The sequence below is a fragment of the Paenarthrobacter sp. NPDC057355 genome (assembly GCF_042667405.1).
Classification (GTDB): domain Bacteria; phylum Actinomycetota; class Actinomycetes; order Actinomycetales; family Micrococcaceae; genus Arthrobacter.
Genome location: NZ_JBHVAL010000020.1, coordinates 43,819 through 60,604, shown reverse-complemented (window position 1 = coordinate 60,604; position 16,786 = coordinate 43,819). Strand labels below are relative to the sequence as shown.

Genomic DNA, 16,786 nt, shown 5'->3' with positions numbered 1-16,786 from the left:
CGATAGGGCGCATAGCGGGCCTCGCAAGGGGTACTTGGGAGTCATCTTTGCGTTGGAGTATCTCGGTAAAGCTTGACTCGCTGTGTTCACTTCTTGACTGCAACATGTTTTCTGGGGCAATCTTCTTGTCATGCCCGCTACGCAGCGCTCAACGAAGAGCCATCCAAGAAAACCCGGCTCGCAATCCGCGCTCCGCCACCTGAATCAGCAACGCATCATCGAATGCCTGCTGAGCGGGCCCTCCACGCAGGCAGAGCTTTCGCGGCAGACCGGGCTCTCCACGGCCACGATCTCCAACATCGTCAAAATCATGCAGGACGCCGGCCTGGTCTCCACTGAGCCGACCACGAGCTCCGGCCGGCGGGCAACCAACGTGCGGCTGAACAGCAACGGTGCCGTCGCCGTCGGAATCGACTTTGGACGCCGCCACCTGAGGGTGGTCCTGGCATCACTGGGCTATCACGTCATTGCCGAGGATTACATCGAGTTGCCACTGGGGCACCAGGCAGAAGAAGGAATAGCCGCAGCGGTACGGCTGCTCGAAAAACTGCTCCAGGAAAACGGCATAGACCGCACAGCCGTAGTGGGTGCAGGGGCTGGCATTCCAGGGCCGATTGACCGCAGATCGGGCACCGTGGCACAGGGCGCCATCCTGCCCGAGTGGGTGGGCATCGACATCCTCCACCGCTTGGAAGAGGCCCTGAATTGCCCCGTCTTTGTTGACAACGACGCCAATCTGGGCGCCTTGTCCGAAGTGACGTGGGGTCCACACAGCGGCGTCTCCAATCTCATGTTCCTCAAAATCGGATCCGGCATCGGCGCGGGCCTGATCCTCAATGGCTTCCCCTACTACGGCAACGTGGGCATCACCGGGGAAATCGGCCACGCCACCATCCACGAACACGGCCTGGTGTGCCGCTGCGGCAACAGGGGTTGCCTCGAAACGATAGCGTCCACCACCACCATGATCGAGTTGCTGGGGCGCGGTCAGGACACCCTGTTGACGCCCCTGGACATCGTCCGCAATTGCCTCGCCGGAGACTCGGCGACCCAGCGCGTAGTTGACGACGCCGGCCTGGCTGTCGGTCGCGCCCTGGGTAACGTTTCCAACCTGATCAACCCCGAGGTGATCGTCGTAGGCGGCCCGCTGGCAGGGCTCGGAGACCTCCTTCTGGACCCCATCCGAAGAGGCTTGGTGCGCCATGCCGTGCCGGTGGTCGGTGAGACGACACACTTGGCGATGTCATCACTTGGTGCCCGCGCGGAGGCACTCGGGGCCGCCGCACTGGTGTTCCAACACGCAGGTATTACCGGTAGGTAACGAAATCGTTAGCTGGATCATGCGTTCAAGTCTTGACGACAAGATAGGTGATCCAGTTTACTTTTTCATCAGACAGCTCCGCCGCTTGCGGAGCCGACAACGAAGTCATGCATTGGAGGCGTAAGGGCTGATGACATCCCTCGACACGCAAGGCGAGCCCATCCTGTTGGAGATGCGCTCCATCACCAAGGAATTCCCTGGAGTGAAAGCCTTGTCGAACGTAAGCCTGCGCGTTATGGCCGGCGAGATCCACGCAATTTGTGGCGAGAACGGTGCAGGCAAATCCACGCTGATGAAGGTCCTGTCCGGGGTTTACCCCTACGGCAGCTACACCGGCGACATCGTGTACCAGGCCGAAACGCAACAGTTCAAGGACATCCGCGCGAGTGAAGCAGCGGGCATCGTGATCATCCACCAGGAACTGGCGCTGATCCCGGAACTTTCCATCATGGAGAACATCTTCCTGGGCAACGAACCCACAAAGTGGGGCGTCATTGACTGGGCTGAGGCCCGTAAGCGTTCCCTCGAACTGCTGGCCCGGGTGGGCCTCCGGGAAGACCCGGACACCCCCATCAAGGAAATCGGCGTCGGAAAGCAGCAGCTGGTGGAAATCGCCAAAGCTCTGAACAAGTCCGTGAAGCTGCTGATCCTGGACGAGCCCACGGCAGCACTGAACGAATCGGACTCCCAGCACCTGCTTGACCTGATCCTCGGCCTCAAGGGCCGCGGCATCACGTCCATCATCATCTCCCACAAGCTCAACGAGATTGAGCAGATCGCCGACGAGATCACCATCATCCGGGACGGCAAGTCCATCGAAACGCTCAACGTCAAGCGCGACGGCGTGGACGAGGACCGCATCATCAAGGGCATGGTGGGCCGGACGCTCGAGTCCCGCTTCCCGGATCACGAACCGAAGGTCGGCGAGGTCTTCTTCGAGGTCAAGGACTGGACGGTGGGCCACCCTGCCATCCAGGACCGACTGATCTGCAAGGGCTCCAACTTCTTTGTCCGACGCGGGGAGATCGTTGGCTTCGCGGGCCTCATGGGCGCCGGCCGCACGGAGCTGGCCCGTTCCTTGTTCGGCCACTCCTACGGCCGGTTCATTTCCGGCGAGGTCTACAAGGACGGCAAGCGGGTCAACCTCCGCACGGTCCGCCAGGCCATCGACGCCGGACTCGGCTATGTGACCGAAGACCGTAAGTCCCTGGGCTTGAACCTGCTGGATGACATCAAGACCACCACGGTCGCTGCAGCGCTGGACAAGATCAGCAAATACTCGGTAGTGGATGACCGCAAGGAATTCCAGGTGGCCGAGGAGTACCGCAAGTCGCTGCGGACCAAGACCCCATCGGTTGAGGAAGGCGTAGCCAAACTCTCCGGCGGCAACCAGCAAAAAGTAGTGCTGGCCAAGTGGATGTTCACGGACCCGGACCTCCTGATCCTGGACGAACCGACCCGAGGCATTGACGTTGGAGCCAAGTACGAGATCTACGGCATCATCCAGCGCCTGGCCAACCAGGGCAAAGGAGTGATTGTCATCTCCTCGGAGCTTCCCGAACTCCTGGGCCTGTCCGACCGCATCTACACAATTTTTGAAGGTTCCATCACCGGCGTGCTGAACAAGGACGAAGCCAGCCAGGAGAGCCTGATGAAACTCATGACTTCCAACCGCAAGACAGCAGCCTGACCCAGTGGCCAAGAAACGCCCCTTCCTGACTCAAGGACCAAAACAATGAACGCGCTCAAGAAGCTATTTGGTGGCAATACCCGCCAGTTCGGCATGATTTTCGCCCTGGTGGCACTTATCGTCTTCTTCCAGATCTTCACCGAGGGCCGCACACTGACCCCCGGCAACGTGATCAACCTGTTCAACGGCAACTCCTACATCCTGATCCTCGCCATCGGCATGGTCCTGGTGATCATCGCCGGACACATCGACCTCTCAGTTGGATCCGTGGCAGCCTTCGTCGGTGTCTCCGTGGCCCTCGCCATCCGCGACTGGGGCATTCCCTGGTACATGGGTGTCCTCTTCGGCCTGGCGCTGGGAGCCCTGATCGGCGCCTGGCAAGGCTTCTGGACTGCGTATGTGGGCATTCCTGCCTTCATCGTCACGCTGGCGGGCATGCTGCTCTTCCGGGGCTTCAACCAGTTCGTTGGCAAGTCCAACACCATCCCGGTTCCCAACGACTTCCAGTACCTTGGATCGGGCTACCTTCCGGAAATCGGCCCCAATACCGGCTTCAACAACCTGACCCTCCTGATCGGCATACTGGCCGCGGCGTTCGTGGTGGCCATGTCCCTCCGGGCCCGTGCAGCCAACAAAGCCCTGGGCGCCGACGTTCCCGAACTCTGGGTTGAAGTGACAAAGCTGGTCCTGATCTGCGGCGCTATCCTCTACGCCACGTACCTCTTCGCCACAGGGCGCCCCGGCACCTCCTTCCCGATCCCTGGCCTGATCCTGGCCGTCCTGGTCCTGTTCTACGGCTTTGTGGCTGACAAGACCGTCCTGGGCCGCCACGTCTACGCCGTGGGTGGTAACCGCCACGCAGCCGAACTGTCCGGTGTGCAGTCCAAGAAGGTCAACTTCATGGTCATGCTCAACATGTCGGTCCTTGCCGGCCTGGCAGGCATGATCTTCGTTGGCCGCTCCACCGCGTCCGGTCCGTTCGACGGCGTCGGCTGGGAACTGGACGCTATCGCAGCCGTGTTCATCGGCGGCGCCGCAGTGACCGGTGGCGTTGGTACCGTGATCGGCTCGATCGTCGGTGGCCTGGTCATGGCTGTGCTCAACAACGGCCTCCAGCTGCTGGGCGTCGGAGCCGACCTCACGCAGATCATCAAGGGCCTGGTGCTCCTGGCCGCCGTCGCCTTCGATGTCTACAACAAGTCCCAAGGCAAGCGATCCATCACGGGCCTGCTGATGAAGAACTTCCAGCGCAACAACAACGAGCTCAAGCCGGACGAGACAACCTCCACCAAAGAGGTCATTTCAAAGGAAGCCTGATCGGTTTCCACCCAGAACTTCTCCACCCAGAAGACTCGCTCCACCCCACCCACAGAGAAAGTGAACCAAGATATGCGAATGTTTGGTAAAGCAGGAAAGGCAGCAGCAGTAGCTGCCATCGCGGCACTGGCGCTGACGGCCTGCGGCCGCTCGGACAGCGGCTCCAGCAGCAGCACGGCAGGCGGGGAAGCGTTCCCCAAGGACTCGCTGATCGGCGTCGCCCTCCCGCAGAAGACCAGTGAGAACTGGGTACTGGCAGAGAAGCTGTTCAACGATGGTCTCTCCAGCGCCGGCTTCAAGCCCGACGTACAGTTCGCCAACGGCGGCGTTTCGGAGCAGCAGAACCAGATCAGCGCCATGGTCACCAAGGGTGCCAAGGTCATCATCGTAGGTGCCATCGACGGCGCCCAGCTGGGCACGCAGCTCAAGCAGGCCAAGGATGCCGGCGCCACCGTCATCGCCTACGACCGCTTGCTCCTCAACACTGAGAACGTGGACTACTACGTGGCCTACGACAACTTCAAGGTCGGTGAGCTGCAGGGCCAGGCCCTGCTGGACGGTCTGAAGGCCAAGAAGCCGAACGGTCCGTACAACATCGAGCTTTTCGCCGGCTCCCCGGATGATGCCAACGCGAAGGTCTTCTTCGATGGCGCCATGAGCGTCCTGAAGCCGAAGATCGACGACGGCACCCTTAAGGTCCTGTCCGGCCAGACGGCTTTCGAGCAGGCTGTGACCCAGGGCTGGAAGGCAGAGAACGCCCAGCGCCGCGCTGACACGCTGCTCACCGGCAGCTACGGCACCGCATCGCTGGACGGCGTCCTCTCGCCGAACGACACCCTGGCCCGTGCAGTCCTGACGTCCGTCAAGGCTGCCGGCAAGCCGCTCCCCGTCGTGACCGGCCAGGACTCCGAGGTTGAGTCCGTCAAGTCGATCATGGCTGGCGAGCAGTACTCCACCATCAACAAGGACACCCGCAAGCTGGTTGAGCACGCCATCACCATGGTGAAGGACCTGCAGGCCGGCAAGGAACTGGAGATCAACGACAAGGACTCCTACAAGAACGGCGTCAAGACCGTTCCGGCTTACCTCCTGCCCCCGCAGATCGTGACCAAGGAGAACGTCAAGACGGCTTACGTCGACGATCCGGTACTCGGCCCGATCACCAAGTAACACCCCTATACAGGAAGCCCCGGTCCGCCAGCAGGCGGGCCGGGGCTTTTTGTTGTGCCGGGCGTCTTTTCACAGCCCACGCATAGCTTGGGCCGGTGCACCGCACAGCAGCGCTCAGCAATGTTGGACCTGCAGCCCGCGACCAGTGGGCCCACAAACCTGCAGGTCAAAAGGAGAAACGTGAGCGTCCTTGCCCGAAGCGTAGGCAACGCCTTCCGCAACAAAATCAGAACAGCGGCGGTGGTCGCCGTCCTTGCTGTAGCGATCGGCCTGGCCTTGGCCATGCTCGTGGCCAACCAGGCCGTGGGCGCGAAGGTGCAGGAGCTCAACGCTTCGGTGGGCACCACCTTGACGGTGAACCCCGCTGGCGGGCAGGGCTTCGAAGGCGGCGGCGAACCGCTGACGACGGCGCAAGCCCAGACTGCTGCGTCCGTCACCAATGTCACGTCCGTGGTTGGAACGAAGGCGCTGCGCTTGCAGACGGCAACAACGGGCACCACCACCCAGCAAACCGGCCCGGCCGGGGGCTTCGGTCCCGGCGGACAGCAGGCATCGGTCAGCACCAGCCTCACAGCTGCCATCGACGCCGGAACCTTGGGCAACCGGAACAGCGCCAGCGGATCCACCGGTGCAACGGGAACACAGCCGGCACGCGCCCTTCCCATCACTGCCACTGGCATCGGCGCGGAGGTGGACAGCACCGGCAAGGCGCTGAACATTACCAGCGGCAGCGGGCTGGGCGACTACACCACGGCGTCGGACAAGGCACTGGTGGGCACGTCATTGGCCGAAAAGAACGGTCTGGCCGTTGGATCCACCTTCACTATCCAGGACAAAACCTTCACTGTGGCAGGCCTTTTCGACGCAGGAACCACTTTCGGCAACAACGCCGTCTACGTGACACTTCCTGAAGCCCAGACGCTGGCAGCCACACCCGATGAGCTCTCCACCATGATTGTCACGGTCAACAGCATGGAGAACGTGGACAGCACCAAGGCCGCCGTCCAAAATGTCCTCGGCACGGACAAGGCAGACGTCACCCAGGGCCAACGCAATCTGGAAACCGCAGTCAGCTCCCTCGACAGCGTCAAGAACATCTCGCTGGTCGCCTTCATCGCAGCCCTCGCGACGGCCGGGATCATCATCCTGCTGATCATGGTCATGCTGGTCCGCGAGCGTCGTCGGGAAATCGGCGTACTGAAAGCCATCGGCGCCCCCAACCGCACCATCGGCCTGCAATTTGTGCTTGAATCCCTGGTTCTTGTCGCCATGGGCAGCGTGGTGGGCGCAGTCGTCGCTTCATTCGCCAGCGGCGGCATAGCTTCGGCGTTGATCAGTTCGAATACCAGCACGACGGCGACACCCACCCAGCGTGCGGGCGGCCTCGCCGGTGCCGTGCCCAATGGCGCGGTCCCAGGGGGCGGCGGCTTCGGTGGACGGGGCGGCGCGTTCGGCGGCGCTTCCCAACTGCTCACCTCCGTTACCGCCAGTGTCTCCCCCGGCGTCCTTGCGGCGGGCATCGCAGCCGTGTTCGCCGCCGCCATTATCGGCGCGCTGGTTCCGGCGCTGCTGACTGCCCGCATCCGCCCCATCGAAGTACTCCGAGGAGAATAGCCGTGATTGAAGTCAAGGACCTGGTCCGTCAGTTCAAGTCCGGTGACCGGACCGTCAAGCCGGTCAACGGTGTGAGCTTCGAACTGGAAAGGGGCTCACTGTCGTCGATCGTGGGCAAGAGCGGCAGCGGCAAGAGCACCCTGTTGTCCCTCCTGGGTGCGCTGGACAAACCCACCTCAGGGGACGTCGTCGTCGATGGCGTCAGCCTTGCGGGGCTGCCCGACAGCAAACTGACGGAGTACCGGCGTCGGGACATCGGGTTCGTGTTCCAGCAGTTCAACCTGATCCCCAACCTCAGCGCCGTGGACAACGTCATGCTTCCCATGGAGTTCGCCGGGGTGCGGAAGCCAACCAGGCTGAAGCGGGCCAAGGAGTTGCTGGAGCAAGTGCAGCTGGATCCGGAGAAGCATTCGCGCCGGACCAACCGCCTGTCCGGCGGGGAGCAGCAGCGTGTTGCGATCGCGCGGGCGCTGGCGAACGAACCCAAACTGATCCTGGCGGACGAACCCACCGGAAATCTCGATGAGCAGACCGGTGAGCACATCATCGAGCTGTTGAGCTCCCTGAGCCGCGACCACAACACCACCATCCTGGTGGTCACGCACGACCGCAGCCTGGCGCAGAAGACGGAACGTTGCTTCCGGCTTCAGCAGGGCAGGCTGACCGAGGAGGTCAGAAGCGGATCGCGTCGATGACCTTGACGCGCACCGCCACGAGCGCGGGAATGGCTCCGGCGAGTGCGCCCACCATGACCGCTGCGCCAAAGCCCAGGAGCGCGGCGTCGATGGGGAACGGCGGATATTCCGTCAGGCCTGGGGCTACCTTTGATTGAATCCACGGGTTCTTCACCACGGCGATGGCCACCATGACGCCCACCAGACCCGCGACAGCGGTGGCCACCACAGATTCCATCATGACGCCGACGAAGATGCGTCCCGAGGTAGCGCCGAAGCTGCGGCGGATGCCGATCTCCCGGACGCGGTAGCGGACTGTGACCATGGAGATGTTGAGCATTCCCACTGCTCCAAGGAGAAGCACCAGTCCGGCTACGCCGCCGATGATCCACTGGGCAGGACCCAGCGGATCGCCATAGGCGGCAAAGTCTACGCGTTGGGCCTGGGCGAAATAGCCCGGGAACTGGCCCTGCAGGTCCGCAGTGATCGCGGACTGCAGGGCCCCGGCCTGTTCCTCCCCCACCCAGAGCTTGAACTCCGACATGTCCGGCTTCATGCCCGTCATGGCGGCAGCCTTCGTGAGGATGAAGGCGGCCGGAGGGGTGTCAGGCCAGGTGTCAGGAACGACGCCGATGATCACCGCCGTCGCCGGAAGGTCACCGGGGATGCGAACTGTGGGATTGGTAGCCAGGTCTGGCCTGCCCGCCCGGTTGTAAAAGCCTTCCGAGACCACGACTGCGGGGGCGAGCCTTTGGTCGTCATCGGCGTCGAACCATTTACCTTGGGTGAGCGGCACTCGGTGGATGATGCCGTAGCCGGAGTCAACGATGGTCATGTTCACGGCTGTCACGCCGCGGGGAAACTGGAAGCCTGCCTGGGTACGGCCCACGTGGGTGGAGGTGGTGATCCCATAGCGCTGCTGGATTCCTTCGTAGACTTTGTCCAGTTGTTGCGCATCCGGAGCGGATGGGCCGTTGACACTCAAGGTCAGGGTTGCAACCCGGCCGCCATCGCGCTCGGACTGCACCTTCATGCCTTCGCGGGCGAGGTTACCAAGGCCGACCACGGACGTCAGCGCCGCCACGGACAACGCCACCCCCAAAAGAGCCAACAGTATGCGGACTTTGTTGATGCGAAGTTCCTGCCACGCTTCCACCAGCGTTGATATGAAGCCGGTCATGCGTGGGCTCCCGATTCTGCGAGCGGTTCTGCGAGCGGATCTGCGCGTGGTTCTGCGAGCGGTTCCGCGAGCGCCAGCGGGGTCAACACTCCGGAGTCGAGCCGGTAGCAGGCACGGGCGAGTGCGGCGACGTTGGTGTCGTGGGTAATGGTTACCAGGGCCGCAGAGGTTTCCGTGGCGACAGTGTCCAGCAACGCCATCACCGCCTGGCCGGTCTCGACGTCCAGGGCACCGGTTGGCTCATCGGCCAGGATTAGCCTCGGCCGGCGAACCAGCGCACGTGCGATTGCAACACGTTGCTGTTCACCGCCTGAAAGCATGTTGGGCATCGTGTCCGCCCGTGCAGACAACCCGACCCGGTCCAGCATCTCCATTGCAAGTTCGCGGCGACGCCGGAATTCCCTGCCCTGGGCATAGAAAAGCGGAGTAATGACGTTGTCCAGGGCGCTTCGGCCCGGCAACAGGTTGAACTGTTGGAACACAAAGCCCACTGTTGAACCCCGGAGGCGGGCCCGGGCGTTGCTGCTGAGCCGTTGCGCTGGTTGGCCCATGAAGTCCATATCCCCGGAGGTCGGGACATCAAGCAGGCCGAGGAGGTTGAGCAGCGTTGACTTGCCGCAGCCGGAGCGTCCCACGATCGCGGTGTGGTCCCCGCTGAGTACCTCAAGATCAATGCCGCGAAGAATGTGCAGCTGTTGATCATCCGGCAGGGTGACTGACCGCGTGACCGATCGAAGGCTGACGAGGGTTTCGTTGCTGGCAGTGGCATCCATGTTTAGCCTGCCGGAATGTAGGTGCCTTGCCCTGGACCCATCATGGGCTCCGGGCCAGCGGGGGTGCCGGGCACAAACTCGAGGACCTGCTCGCCCTCGGTCAGCCCGGAGGTCACTTCAACCACGTTGCCATCGTTCAGACCGAGCTGCACGGTGCGCTGTTCGGGAGCGGCCCCGGCTCCTGCCTTACTGGCGACCCACACGATGCCGTCCTTGACACTGCCCTTGACCGAGGTAAGGGGAACCGTCACCACGTCAGGCGCGACGCCGGCGCTGACCGTCATGGTGGCACCGAGGCCAGGGAAGACCTGCTGGTTAGCCGGAACTGCGCAGCTGATGGTCCCTGTCGGATTGCTTCCGTCCGGTTGGGTTGAAGAACCTCCTCCCGGTCCAGCAATTGCCCCGCCGACTGCCATACCGGCTCCCCCGCCAGTGGCGGCCAAACCGCCCGAGGAGGCTCCGCCGTCGTCGGATGCGTTGTTCTTGAGCGTCACTTCGGCGCACTGGAACGGAGCCGGTCCGCCCACCAGGGCTATTTCTGCCGGACCGGGTTTGCCGAGGAGGCGGTACTGCTGGGCGGCAGAAACCGGGCCCGCCACTGTGTACGTACCGGGATCGATCTTGCCTACCGCCTCACCCACGCTGACCTGCTGGTCCACGAGCGTGGTCAACTGCTGCAGTGTCCCGGCGCGTGGGGCCAGGACGTTGAAGTAGTCGTAAGCGGGTTTCGCGGCAGTTGTGGGTCCATCCGGGGACGACGGCTGGGCGCCCGCGACCGCGCGCTCGGCCCTTACTTGGAAGAGAGCGTCGCCCTTGGCGACAGTAGCCCCTTGGTCCACAAAGACCTGCACAACTTTTCCCGCCGATGTGCTGCGGACGGCTTCGGCCGGGTCACTTTGGACGGTGCCCTTGATCTGGACGGTGTTGCTGACGGTGGCCCTGGTTGCCGGGACCGTCGGAATATCCACCTGGGCCAACGGCGCGGGCTCCGAAGCGGCAGATTTCAAACCGTCCACAAAGGCGATTTTGACCAGAGCCACCGCGATTATCGCGAAAACAAACAACCAGGCAACCGGCAAAATGACGCGCCGAAAAATACCCATCCCTGCTCCATTTCGGTAACTCCCCACAGAACCTCTGCGAGGGATGATTGCCATCAGCCTAAGCGAGGTAGTTGCCGGCGTCGGGCATTCGCGGGACGGACAGTGTACTTACTGTGTCGGCGCTTCAGAGGGCGCCCGGTGCCACCAACGCGAGAACGGCGCAGAGGACAACCACCACTGCCGGTACAAGGCACAGCACGATCAGAGGCATGAAATCCGGGACCCCGCGCCTCTTTCGCTGGAGAAGACTGATGGTGGCTATTGGCAGCAGAAACGGCAGGAAAACGAGGGCAAAGAGGACAGCGGCGTTCAGAAGATCGCCTTCGTAGCACCCCGAGCCGAGGGTTTCGGTGGTGCATTCCATCCGGGTTGGGTAAAAGCCAAGGGCAAATCCGAGCAATGCAGCCACCGGTAGTGAAAGCACCGTCCCCACCACTGCGAGCACTATTGACGCTATCCGCGGACCCGCTGACGGTTTCTTGATTTCTGCTTCCACAATTCCCCCAATGACGTTTTCCAGATGGACGCTATCAGAGCTTTCTGTCGGCGCTTTGGGAAATGAGAGGATGAGACTCATGACACTTCCAATCGCCGTGCCGTGGCTTTCCTCCCAGACCACCCAGGATCCCCGGGCAGCCACAGGCCGGCGATTGCGCTGGGGCGTGGTGTCCACTGGGAATATCGCCAACAGTGTTTCCCAGGACCTGTCCCTGCTCGAAGATGCTGAACTCTACGCCGTCAGCTCCCGCACCCAGGCTGCGGCCGACGCCTTCGCCCACACGCTTGGCTTCACGAAGGCCTACGGGGACGACGCCGGTGTTCCCGGCTACCAGCGGCTGTTCAACGATCCCGCCGTGGACGTGGTCTATGTGGCGACGCCCCATGCCCAGCACTTCCAGATAGCCTCGGCGGCTTTGCGGGCCGGGAAGCACGTCCTCTGCGAGAAGGCTCTGACCATCAACGCCCGTGAGGCCATGGAGCTGGTGGCGATTGCGCGCGAGCAGAACGTGTTCTTCATGGAAGCCGTGTGGAGCCGATTCCTTCCCAGCATGCAACGGGCTTTCGAGATCGCGGCTTCAGGGGAACTTGGTGAGCTCCAGTGGGTCAGCGCGGACCTCGGCTTCCCGGCACCATATGATCCCTCGGCGCGCATCTGGGCCCTGAACGACGGCGGCGGAGCACTTTTGGACATCACCGTGTACCCCCTGCTCTGGGCTTTGGGGACACTCGGTTTTCCGCAGTCCGTCAGCGCGATCGGTTCGTTGAACGAGGACGGAGTGGACACGCAGAACGCCCTGACCCTCGGCTACGACACGGGGGCGCAGGCGCAGTTGACCTCGTCCCTGATGGCGCATGGGCCCAGGACTGCCACAGTCGCTGGCGGCCTTGGCTTCCTCCAGACGGTGGGTTCGGTGAACAATCCCCGCGAACTGCTTATCCGCGTCGGGTGGGACGAGCCACGGACCGAGCGTTTCGACGTCGTGGGCATTGGCTACACCTATGAGCTGCGTGAGGTGACCCGCTGCATTCAACAGGGACTCGTCGAGAGTCCCGTGATGCCGTTGGAGGACTCGATCAATGTGATGCGCCTCTTCGACGGCGTTCGTTCACAACTGGGTGTCCGGTACCCCAACGATGCCCGGTGATTTAACCCACCCAGGTTAAGCTCATCGCCGTCCCGGTTGCCTTGCCAGCTTGCGGTCGAGCGAGAACGCACCGGACCCCAGGAAGACGAAGGCCACGGATACTGCGAAGTAGATGATGAGCAGTTCCGCCGTCACGCCCGCCTTGTCTGTGAGCAGGGGTTTGCCGGCTTCGGTCACGAACCAGATTCCGGCGAACATGATCGCAGCGAGGAACCCGGCGATCCGGGTCAGCGCCCCGAGGACCAGGAGCAATCCCAGGCCCACTTCCCCGGCAATGACCAGCCAGGCCACGATCTCCGGCTTCTGTACGCCCATGGCAGCGACGGACGCGGCGAACGCGGCGTGGCCGGCCATGAGCTTCTGGACTCCATGGATCAGGATGAGGGCACCGAACACCACCCGCAGGATCGTGATGCCGCGGGCAGAGGACGTGGGTGATGGGTGAAGGAATTTCACGGGATCCAATCTTCCATGCCCGTGGGCGCCGCGCCAACCCAACCCCCGCTACCCAACTGAGTAACAGCAAACGTCGCTACGGGGGCTCAATGGGACGTTTGCTGTCACCTAGTTGGGTGAGTGGGGGCAGAATAAGAGGTGGCTCTGGTCGGAGCTGCGGACTTTGTGGATGGAGCGGGCATGCAGGTTGACGTTGTAGTTGTCGGTGGCGGAGCGATGGGGTCAGCGGCTGCATGGCAGTTGTCCCGCGCCGGCAAATCCGTGGTTCTTCTGGAACAGTTCGAAGCGGGTCACCACATCGGCGCCTCCCACGGTGCCACCCGTAACTTCAACACCGCCTACGCCGAGGCCGACTACCTGGACCTCCTGGCCGAGTCCAAAATCCTGTGGGACGAACTCGCTGCAGAACACGGCGCTCCCCTCCTGGACCACGTGGGGCTCGCGAACCACGGCAACGTCCCCAAGTTGGAGCTGGTCCGGGAAGCGCACCAGGCACGCGGCGTCGAAAGCTACTTCATTTCCGCCTCCGAGGCCGCCGACCGTTGGCAGGGCATGAACTTCGCAACGGATGTCCTCTTCGTGCCAGGCTCAGGCCGGATCCGTTCGGCCGACGCGTTGGTGGCACTCCGTAAATCGGCCGAGTCCCGCGGCGCTGTTTTCAAGTACTCGACGCCGGTCCGGGACATCCGCGTCGACGGCGCCGACTCAGTGGTAGTGGTGACGGAGGAGACCGAATACACAGCACACCGCGTGGTGGTGACCGCAGGCGCCTGGACACCCAAAGTCCTGGATGGCCTGGTCAAGCTCCCAGCCATGGTGGTGACACAGGAGCAGCCGGCCCACTTCACCCCCACTGACAAGACACTGGTGTGGCCCAGCTTCAACCACAATCCTGACCCCGACCCGAACAACGAACTGTACGAATACTGGTTCAGCCCCGTTTACGGCATGCTCACCCCCGGCGAGGGCGTCAAGGCCGGCTGGCACGGCGTCGGCCCCGTTATGGATCCTGACGAGCGCACGTTCGAGCCCATCCCCCAGCAGCTCGACGCCTTGGTGCGGTACGCAGAAGAGTGGCTGCCCGGCGTCGACCCTTCCACTGCCGTTCCCATCAGCTGCACCTACACCACTACGCCCAACGAGGACTTTGTGCTGGACCGTTTCGGTCCTTTGGTGGTGGGCGCGGGTTTCTCGGGACACGGGTTCAAGTTCACCCCGGCCATCGGACGGGTACTGAAGGACATCGTCGACGGCGGGGTGGCACCAGAGAGGTTCCGCGCCGACCGCTAGCGAGTTTTTGTACAGATAACGCTCTTTAGAAGGGCTTTTTAGGGCGTTATCTGTACAAAAACTCCAGGGGGACGCAAAAAGACCCCGCAAGCGTGATGCTTGCGGGGCCTTTTCGTGGAACCTAGTTCAGGGTGGAGAGCACCTTGTTGAACGTAGCCGACGGGCGCATGATCTCAGCGGCCTTGGCGGCATCCGGACGGTAGTAGCCGCCAAGGTCGACGCCGGGGCCCTGGACCGCGGCAAGCTCGCCGACGATTGCCTCTTCGTTGGAGGTCAGGGCGTCCGCGATCGGTGCGAAGGCTGCTGCCAGCTCTGAGTCGGAGGACTGCTTGGCCAGCTCCTGGGCCCAGTACATGGCCAGGTAGAAGTGGCTTCCACGGTTGTCCAGCTCGCCGACGCTGCGACGCGGGGACTTGTTTTCCAGCAGGAACGTGCCTGTGGCGCGATCCAGCGTGTCGGCAAGTACCTGCGCACGGGCGTTGCCCGTGGTGGTTGCCAGGTGCTCGAAGCTCACAGCCAGTGCCAGGAACTCACCCAGGCTGTCCCAGCGGAGGTGGTTTTCCTTGACCAGCTGCTGGACGTGCTTGGGAGCAGATCCACCGGCGCCGGTCTCGAAGAGCCCGCCACCGTTGATCAGCGGGACAATGGAGAGCATCTTGGCGCTGGTGCCGAGCTCGAGGATCGGGAACAGGTCCGTGAGGTAGTCGCGCAGGACGTTGCCGGTGACGGAGATGGTGTCCTGGCCCTTGCGGATACGCTCCAGGGTGTAGGCCGTAGCCTCGACCGGGGAGAGGATCTTGATCTCGAGGCCCTCGGTGTCGTGGTCCTTGAGGTACTCGTTGACCTTGGCGATGAGGTTGGCATCGTGTGCGCGGCCCTCGTCCAGCCAGAAGACAGCCGGGGTCTGGGAAGCGCGTGCACGGGTAACAGCCAGCTTGACCCAGTCACGGACCGGGATGTCCTTGGTCTGGCAGGCGCGCCAGATGTCACCGGGGAAGACCTGGTGTTCGGTGAGGACGTTGCCCTTGCTGTCCACGAGCTGGACGGTGCCGGCTGCCTGGATCTCGAAGGTCTTGTCGTGGCTGCCGTATTCTTCGGCTGCCTGTGCCATGAGGCCCACGTTGGGGACGGTGCCCATGGTGGTGGGATCGAACGCGCCGTTTGCACGGCAGTCGTCCAGCACAACCTGGTACACGCCGGCGTAGGAGCTGTCCGGGATGACTGCCAGCGTGTCGGCTTCCTGGCCGTCCGGACCCCACATGTGGCCGGAGGAACGGATCATTGCCGGCATTGAGGCGTCAACGATGATGTCCGAGGGAACGTGGAGGCTGGTGATGCCCTTGTCGGAATCAACCATGGCCAGTGCAGGACCGTCTTCGAGGCCCTTGGTGATGGCTGCCTTGACGCCTTCGCGGACGTCCTCGGGCAGGTCTTCCAGGCCGCTGAGGATGGCTGCGAGGCCGTTGTTCGGGCTGATCCCTGCGGCTGCGAGCTGCTTGCCGTAGGTGTCGAACAGCTCGGAGAAGTAAGCCTTGACCACGTGGCCGAAGATGATGGGGTCCGAGACCTTCATCATGGTGGCTTTCAGGTGCGCGGAGAAGAGGATGCCCTCTTCCTTGGCGCGGGCAACCTGGGCCTTGAGGAATTCATCCAGGGCATCGGCGCGCAGGACGGTGGCGTCAACAACTTCGCCGGCGAGGACAGGGAAGTCCTTCTTGAGGACCTTGGTGGTGCCGTCTTCGCGGACCAGCTGGATGCTCAGGGCGTCGTCGACTTCGATGACAACGGACTTCTCGTTGGAGCGGAAGTCGTTCTGGCCCATGGTGGCAACGTTGGTCTTGGAGTCAGCGGACCAAGCACCCATGGAGTGCGGGTTCTGGCGGGCGTAGTTCTTGACCGACAGCGGAGCGCGGCGGTCGGAGTTGCCTTCGCGCAGCACCGGGTTTACGGCGGAGCCCTTGATCTTGTCGTAGCGCGAGCGGATGTCCGTCTCGGTGTCCGAGGAGGGGTTGTCCGGGTAGTCCGGGAGGGCGTAGCCCTGGGCCTGGAGCTCGGCGATGGCGGCCTTGAGCTGCGGAACTGAGGCGCTGATGTTGGGGAGCTTGATGATGTTGGCTTCCGGCCGCTTTGCCAGTTCGCCAAGCTCGGCAAGGGCGTTGCCCGTGCGCTGCTCTTCGGTCAGGAAGTCGCCGAAGACCGCGATGATGCGGCCCGCCAATGAGATATCACGGGTCTCAACCTCTACCCCTGCGGTGGAGGCGTACGCTTCCACGATCGGCAGGAATGAGTAGGTTGCCAGCATCGGCGCTTCGTCTGTGTGGGTATAGATAATCTTGGCCATTGGCGGGGTTCTCCCTGAAAGTCTGCATATTTCAACACTCCTAACTTACCCGAGTAGACCGTTTTGGCGGTTCTTCGTGTCCGGGATCACGTGTTCGTTACCCGGTTCCGGTGATTAACGCCCGACGGCGGCCCGCCCACCACCGCCGACTGCCGCCGTCGTGCCTTCCTCCCGCGAGCATGACAAGCAAGTGACAGTAAATTATCACAAA

At 62.8% G+C, this 16,786-nt stretch carries 14 protein-coding genes; 8 read left to right on the top strand and 6 right to left on the bottom strand.

Translation table 11 applies throughout. The features are described 5' to 3' along the window. The first annotated feature begins 130 nt into the window (after positions 1-130). From ACFUOZ_RS18300 to ACFUOZ_RS18275, 6 genes are all read left to right on the top strand, one after another. Positions 131-1,321 (top strand): ROK family transcriptional regulator, encoded by a 1,191-nt coding sequence (locus ACFUOZ_RS18300; protein ID WP_377550700.1) that lies wholly within the window; start codon positions 131-133, stop codon positions 1,319-1,321. 130 nt (positions 1,322-1,451) lie between these two features. Next, entirely contained in the window at positions 1,452-3,011 is a 1,560-nt protein-coding gene (gene mmsA, locus ACFUOZ_RS18295) for a multiple monosaccharide ABC transporter ATP-binding protein (protein ID WP_377550698.1), read from the top strand. Between the two features lie 45 nt (positions 3,012-3,056). Continuing rightward, positions 3,057-4,328 (top strand): multiple monosaccharide ABC transporter permease, encoded by a 1,272-nt coding sequence (gene mmsB / locus ACFUOZ_RS18290; protein WP_377550696.1) that lies wholly within the window; start codon positions 3,057-3,059, stop codon positions 4,326-4,328. Between the two features lie 72 nt (positions 4,329-4,400). Then, positions 4,401-5,498, top strand: a complete 1,098-nt coding sequence (locus tag ACFUOZ_RS18285) for a substrate-binding domain-containing protein (protein WP_377550694.1) — start codon at positions 4,401-4,403, stop codon at positions 5,496-5,498. Between the two features lie 180 nt (positions 5,499-5,678). Continuing rightward, positions 5,679-7,112, top strand: coding sequence for an ABC transporter permease (locus tag ACFUOZ_RS18280; protein ID WP_377550692.1), 1,434 nt, complete (start codon positions 5,679-5,681; stop codon positions 7,110-7,112). 2 nt (positions 7,113-7,114) lie between these two features. After that, on the top strand, positions 7,115-7,807 hold the full coding sequence (locus ACFUOZ_RS18275) for an ABC transporter ATP-binding protein (RefSeq protein ID WP_377550690.1): 693 nt from the start codon (positions 7,115-7,117) through the stop codon (positions 7,805-7,807). Here ACFUOZ_RS18275 and ACFUOZ_RS18270 read toward each other — a convergent pair. The 4 genes from ACFUOZ_RS18270 to ACFUOZ_RS18255 all read right to left on the bottom strand — a co-directional run bounded on the left by ACFUOZ_RS18270 (position 7,785) and on the right by ACFUOZ_RS18255 (position 11,419). Beyond that, entirely contained in the window at positions 7,785-8,966 is a 1,182-nt protein-coding gene (locus ACFUOZ_RS18270) for an ABC transporter permease (RefSeq protein WP_377550688.1), read from the bottom strand. The genes ACFUOZ_RS18275 and ACFUOZ_RS18270 overlap by 23 nt on opposite strands. Continuing rightward, entirely contained in the window at positions 8,963-9,739 is a 777-nt protein-coding gene (locus ACFUOZ_RS18265) for an ABC transporter ATP-binding protein (RefSeq protein WP_377550686.1), read from the bottom strand. The genes ACFUOZ_RS18270 and ACFUOZ_RS18265 overlap by 4 nt, the downstream gene beginning before the upstream one ends. Positions 9,740-9,741: 2 nt before the next feature. Further along, positions 9,742-10,842 (bottom strand): biotin/lipoyl-binding protein, encoded by a 1,101-nt coding sequence (locus ACFUOZ_RS18260; RefSeq protein ID WP_377550684.1) that lies wholly within the window; start codon positions 10,840-10,842, stop codon positions 9,742-9,744. Between the two features lie 124 nt (positions 10,843-10,966). Further along, on the bottom strand, positions 10,967-11,419 hold the full coding sequence (locus ACFUOZ_RS18255; protein ID WP_377550682.1) for a hypothetical protein: 453 nt from the start codon (positions 11,417-11,419) through the stop codon (positions 10,967-10,969). On the opposite strand from ACFUOZ_RS18255, the gene ACFUOZ_RS18250 reads away from it, so the two are divergent. Then, positions 11,418-12,488 (top strand): Gfo/Idh/MocA family protein, encoded by a 1,071-nt coding sequence (locus tag ACFUOZ_RS18250; protein WP_377550680.1) that lies wholly within the window; start codon positions 11,418-11,420, stop codon positions 12,486-12,488. The genes ACFUOZ_RS18255 and ACFUOZ_RS18250 overlap by 2 nt on opposite strands. Before the next feature lie 21 nt (positions 12,489-12,509). Here ACFUOZ_RS18250 and ACFUOZ_RS18245 read toward each other — a convergent pair whose 3' ends face one another. Beyond that, a complete protein-coding gene (locus tag ACFUOZ_RS18245; RefSeq protein ID WP_377550678.1) occupies positions 12,510-12,944 on the bottom strand; it encodes a DoxX family protein in 435 nt (144 codons plus the stop codon). A 180-nt stretch (positions 12,945-13,124) separates the two neighbouring features. Here ACFUOZ_RS18245 and ACFUOZ_RS18240 point away from each other — a divergent pair, with 180 nt between their 5' ends. Next, positions 13,125-14,234, top strand: coding sequence for an FAD-dependent oxidoreductase (locus ACFUOZ_RS18240; protein WP_377550676.1), 1,110 nt, complete (start codon positions 13,125-13,127; stop codon positions 14,232-14,234). 121 nt (positions 14,235-14,355) lie between these two features. Here ACFUOZ_RS18240 and ACFUOZ_RS18235 read toward each other — a convergent pair whose 3' ends face one another. Continuing rightward, the gene (locus tag ACFUOZ_RS18235) at positions 14,356-16,575 is read right to left on the bottom strand and encodes an NADP-dependent isocitrate dehydrogenase (protein ID WP_377550674.1); all 2,220 of its coding nucleotides are present in this window, start codon (positions 16,573-16,575) and stop codon (positions 14,356-14,358) included. Positions 16,576-16,786: the final 211 nt, after the last annotated feature.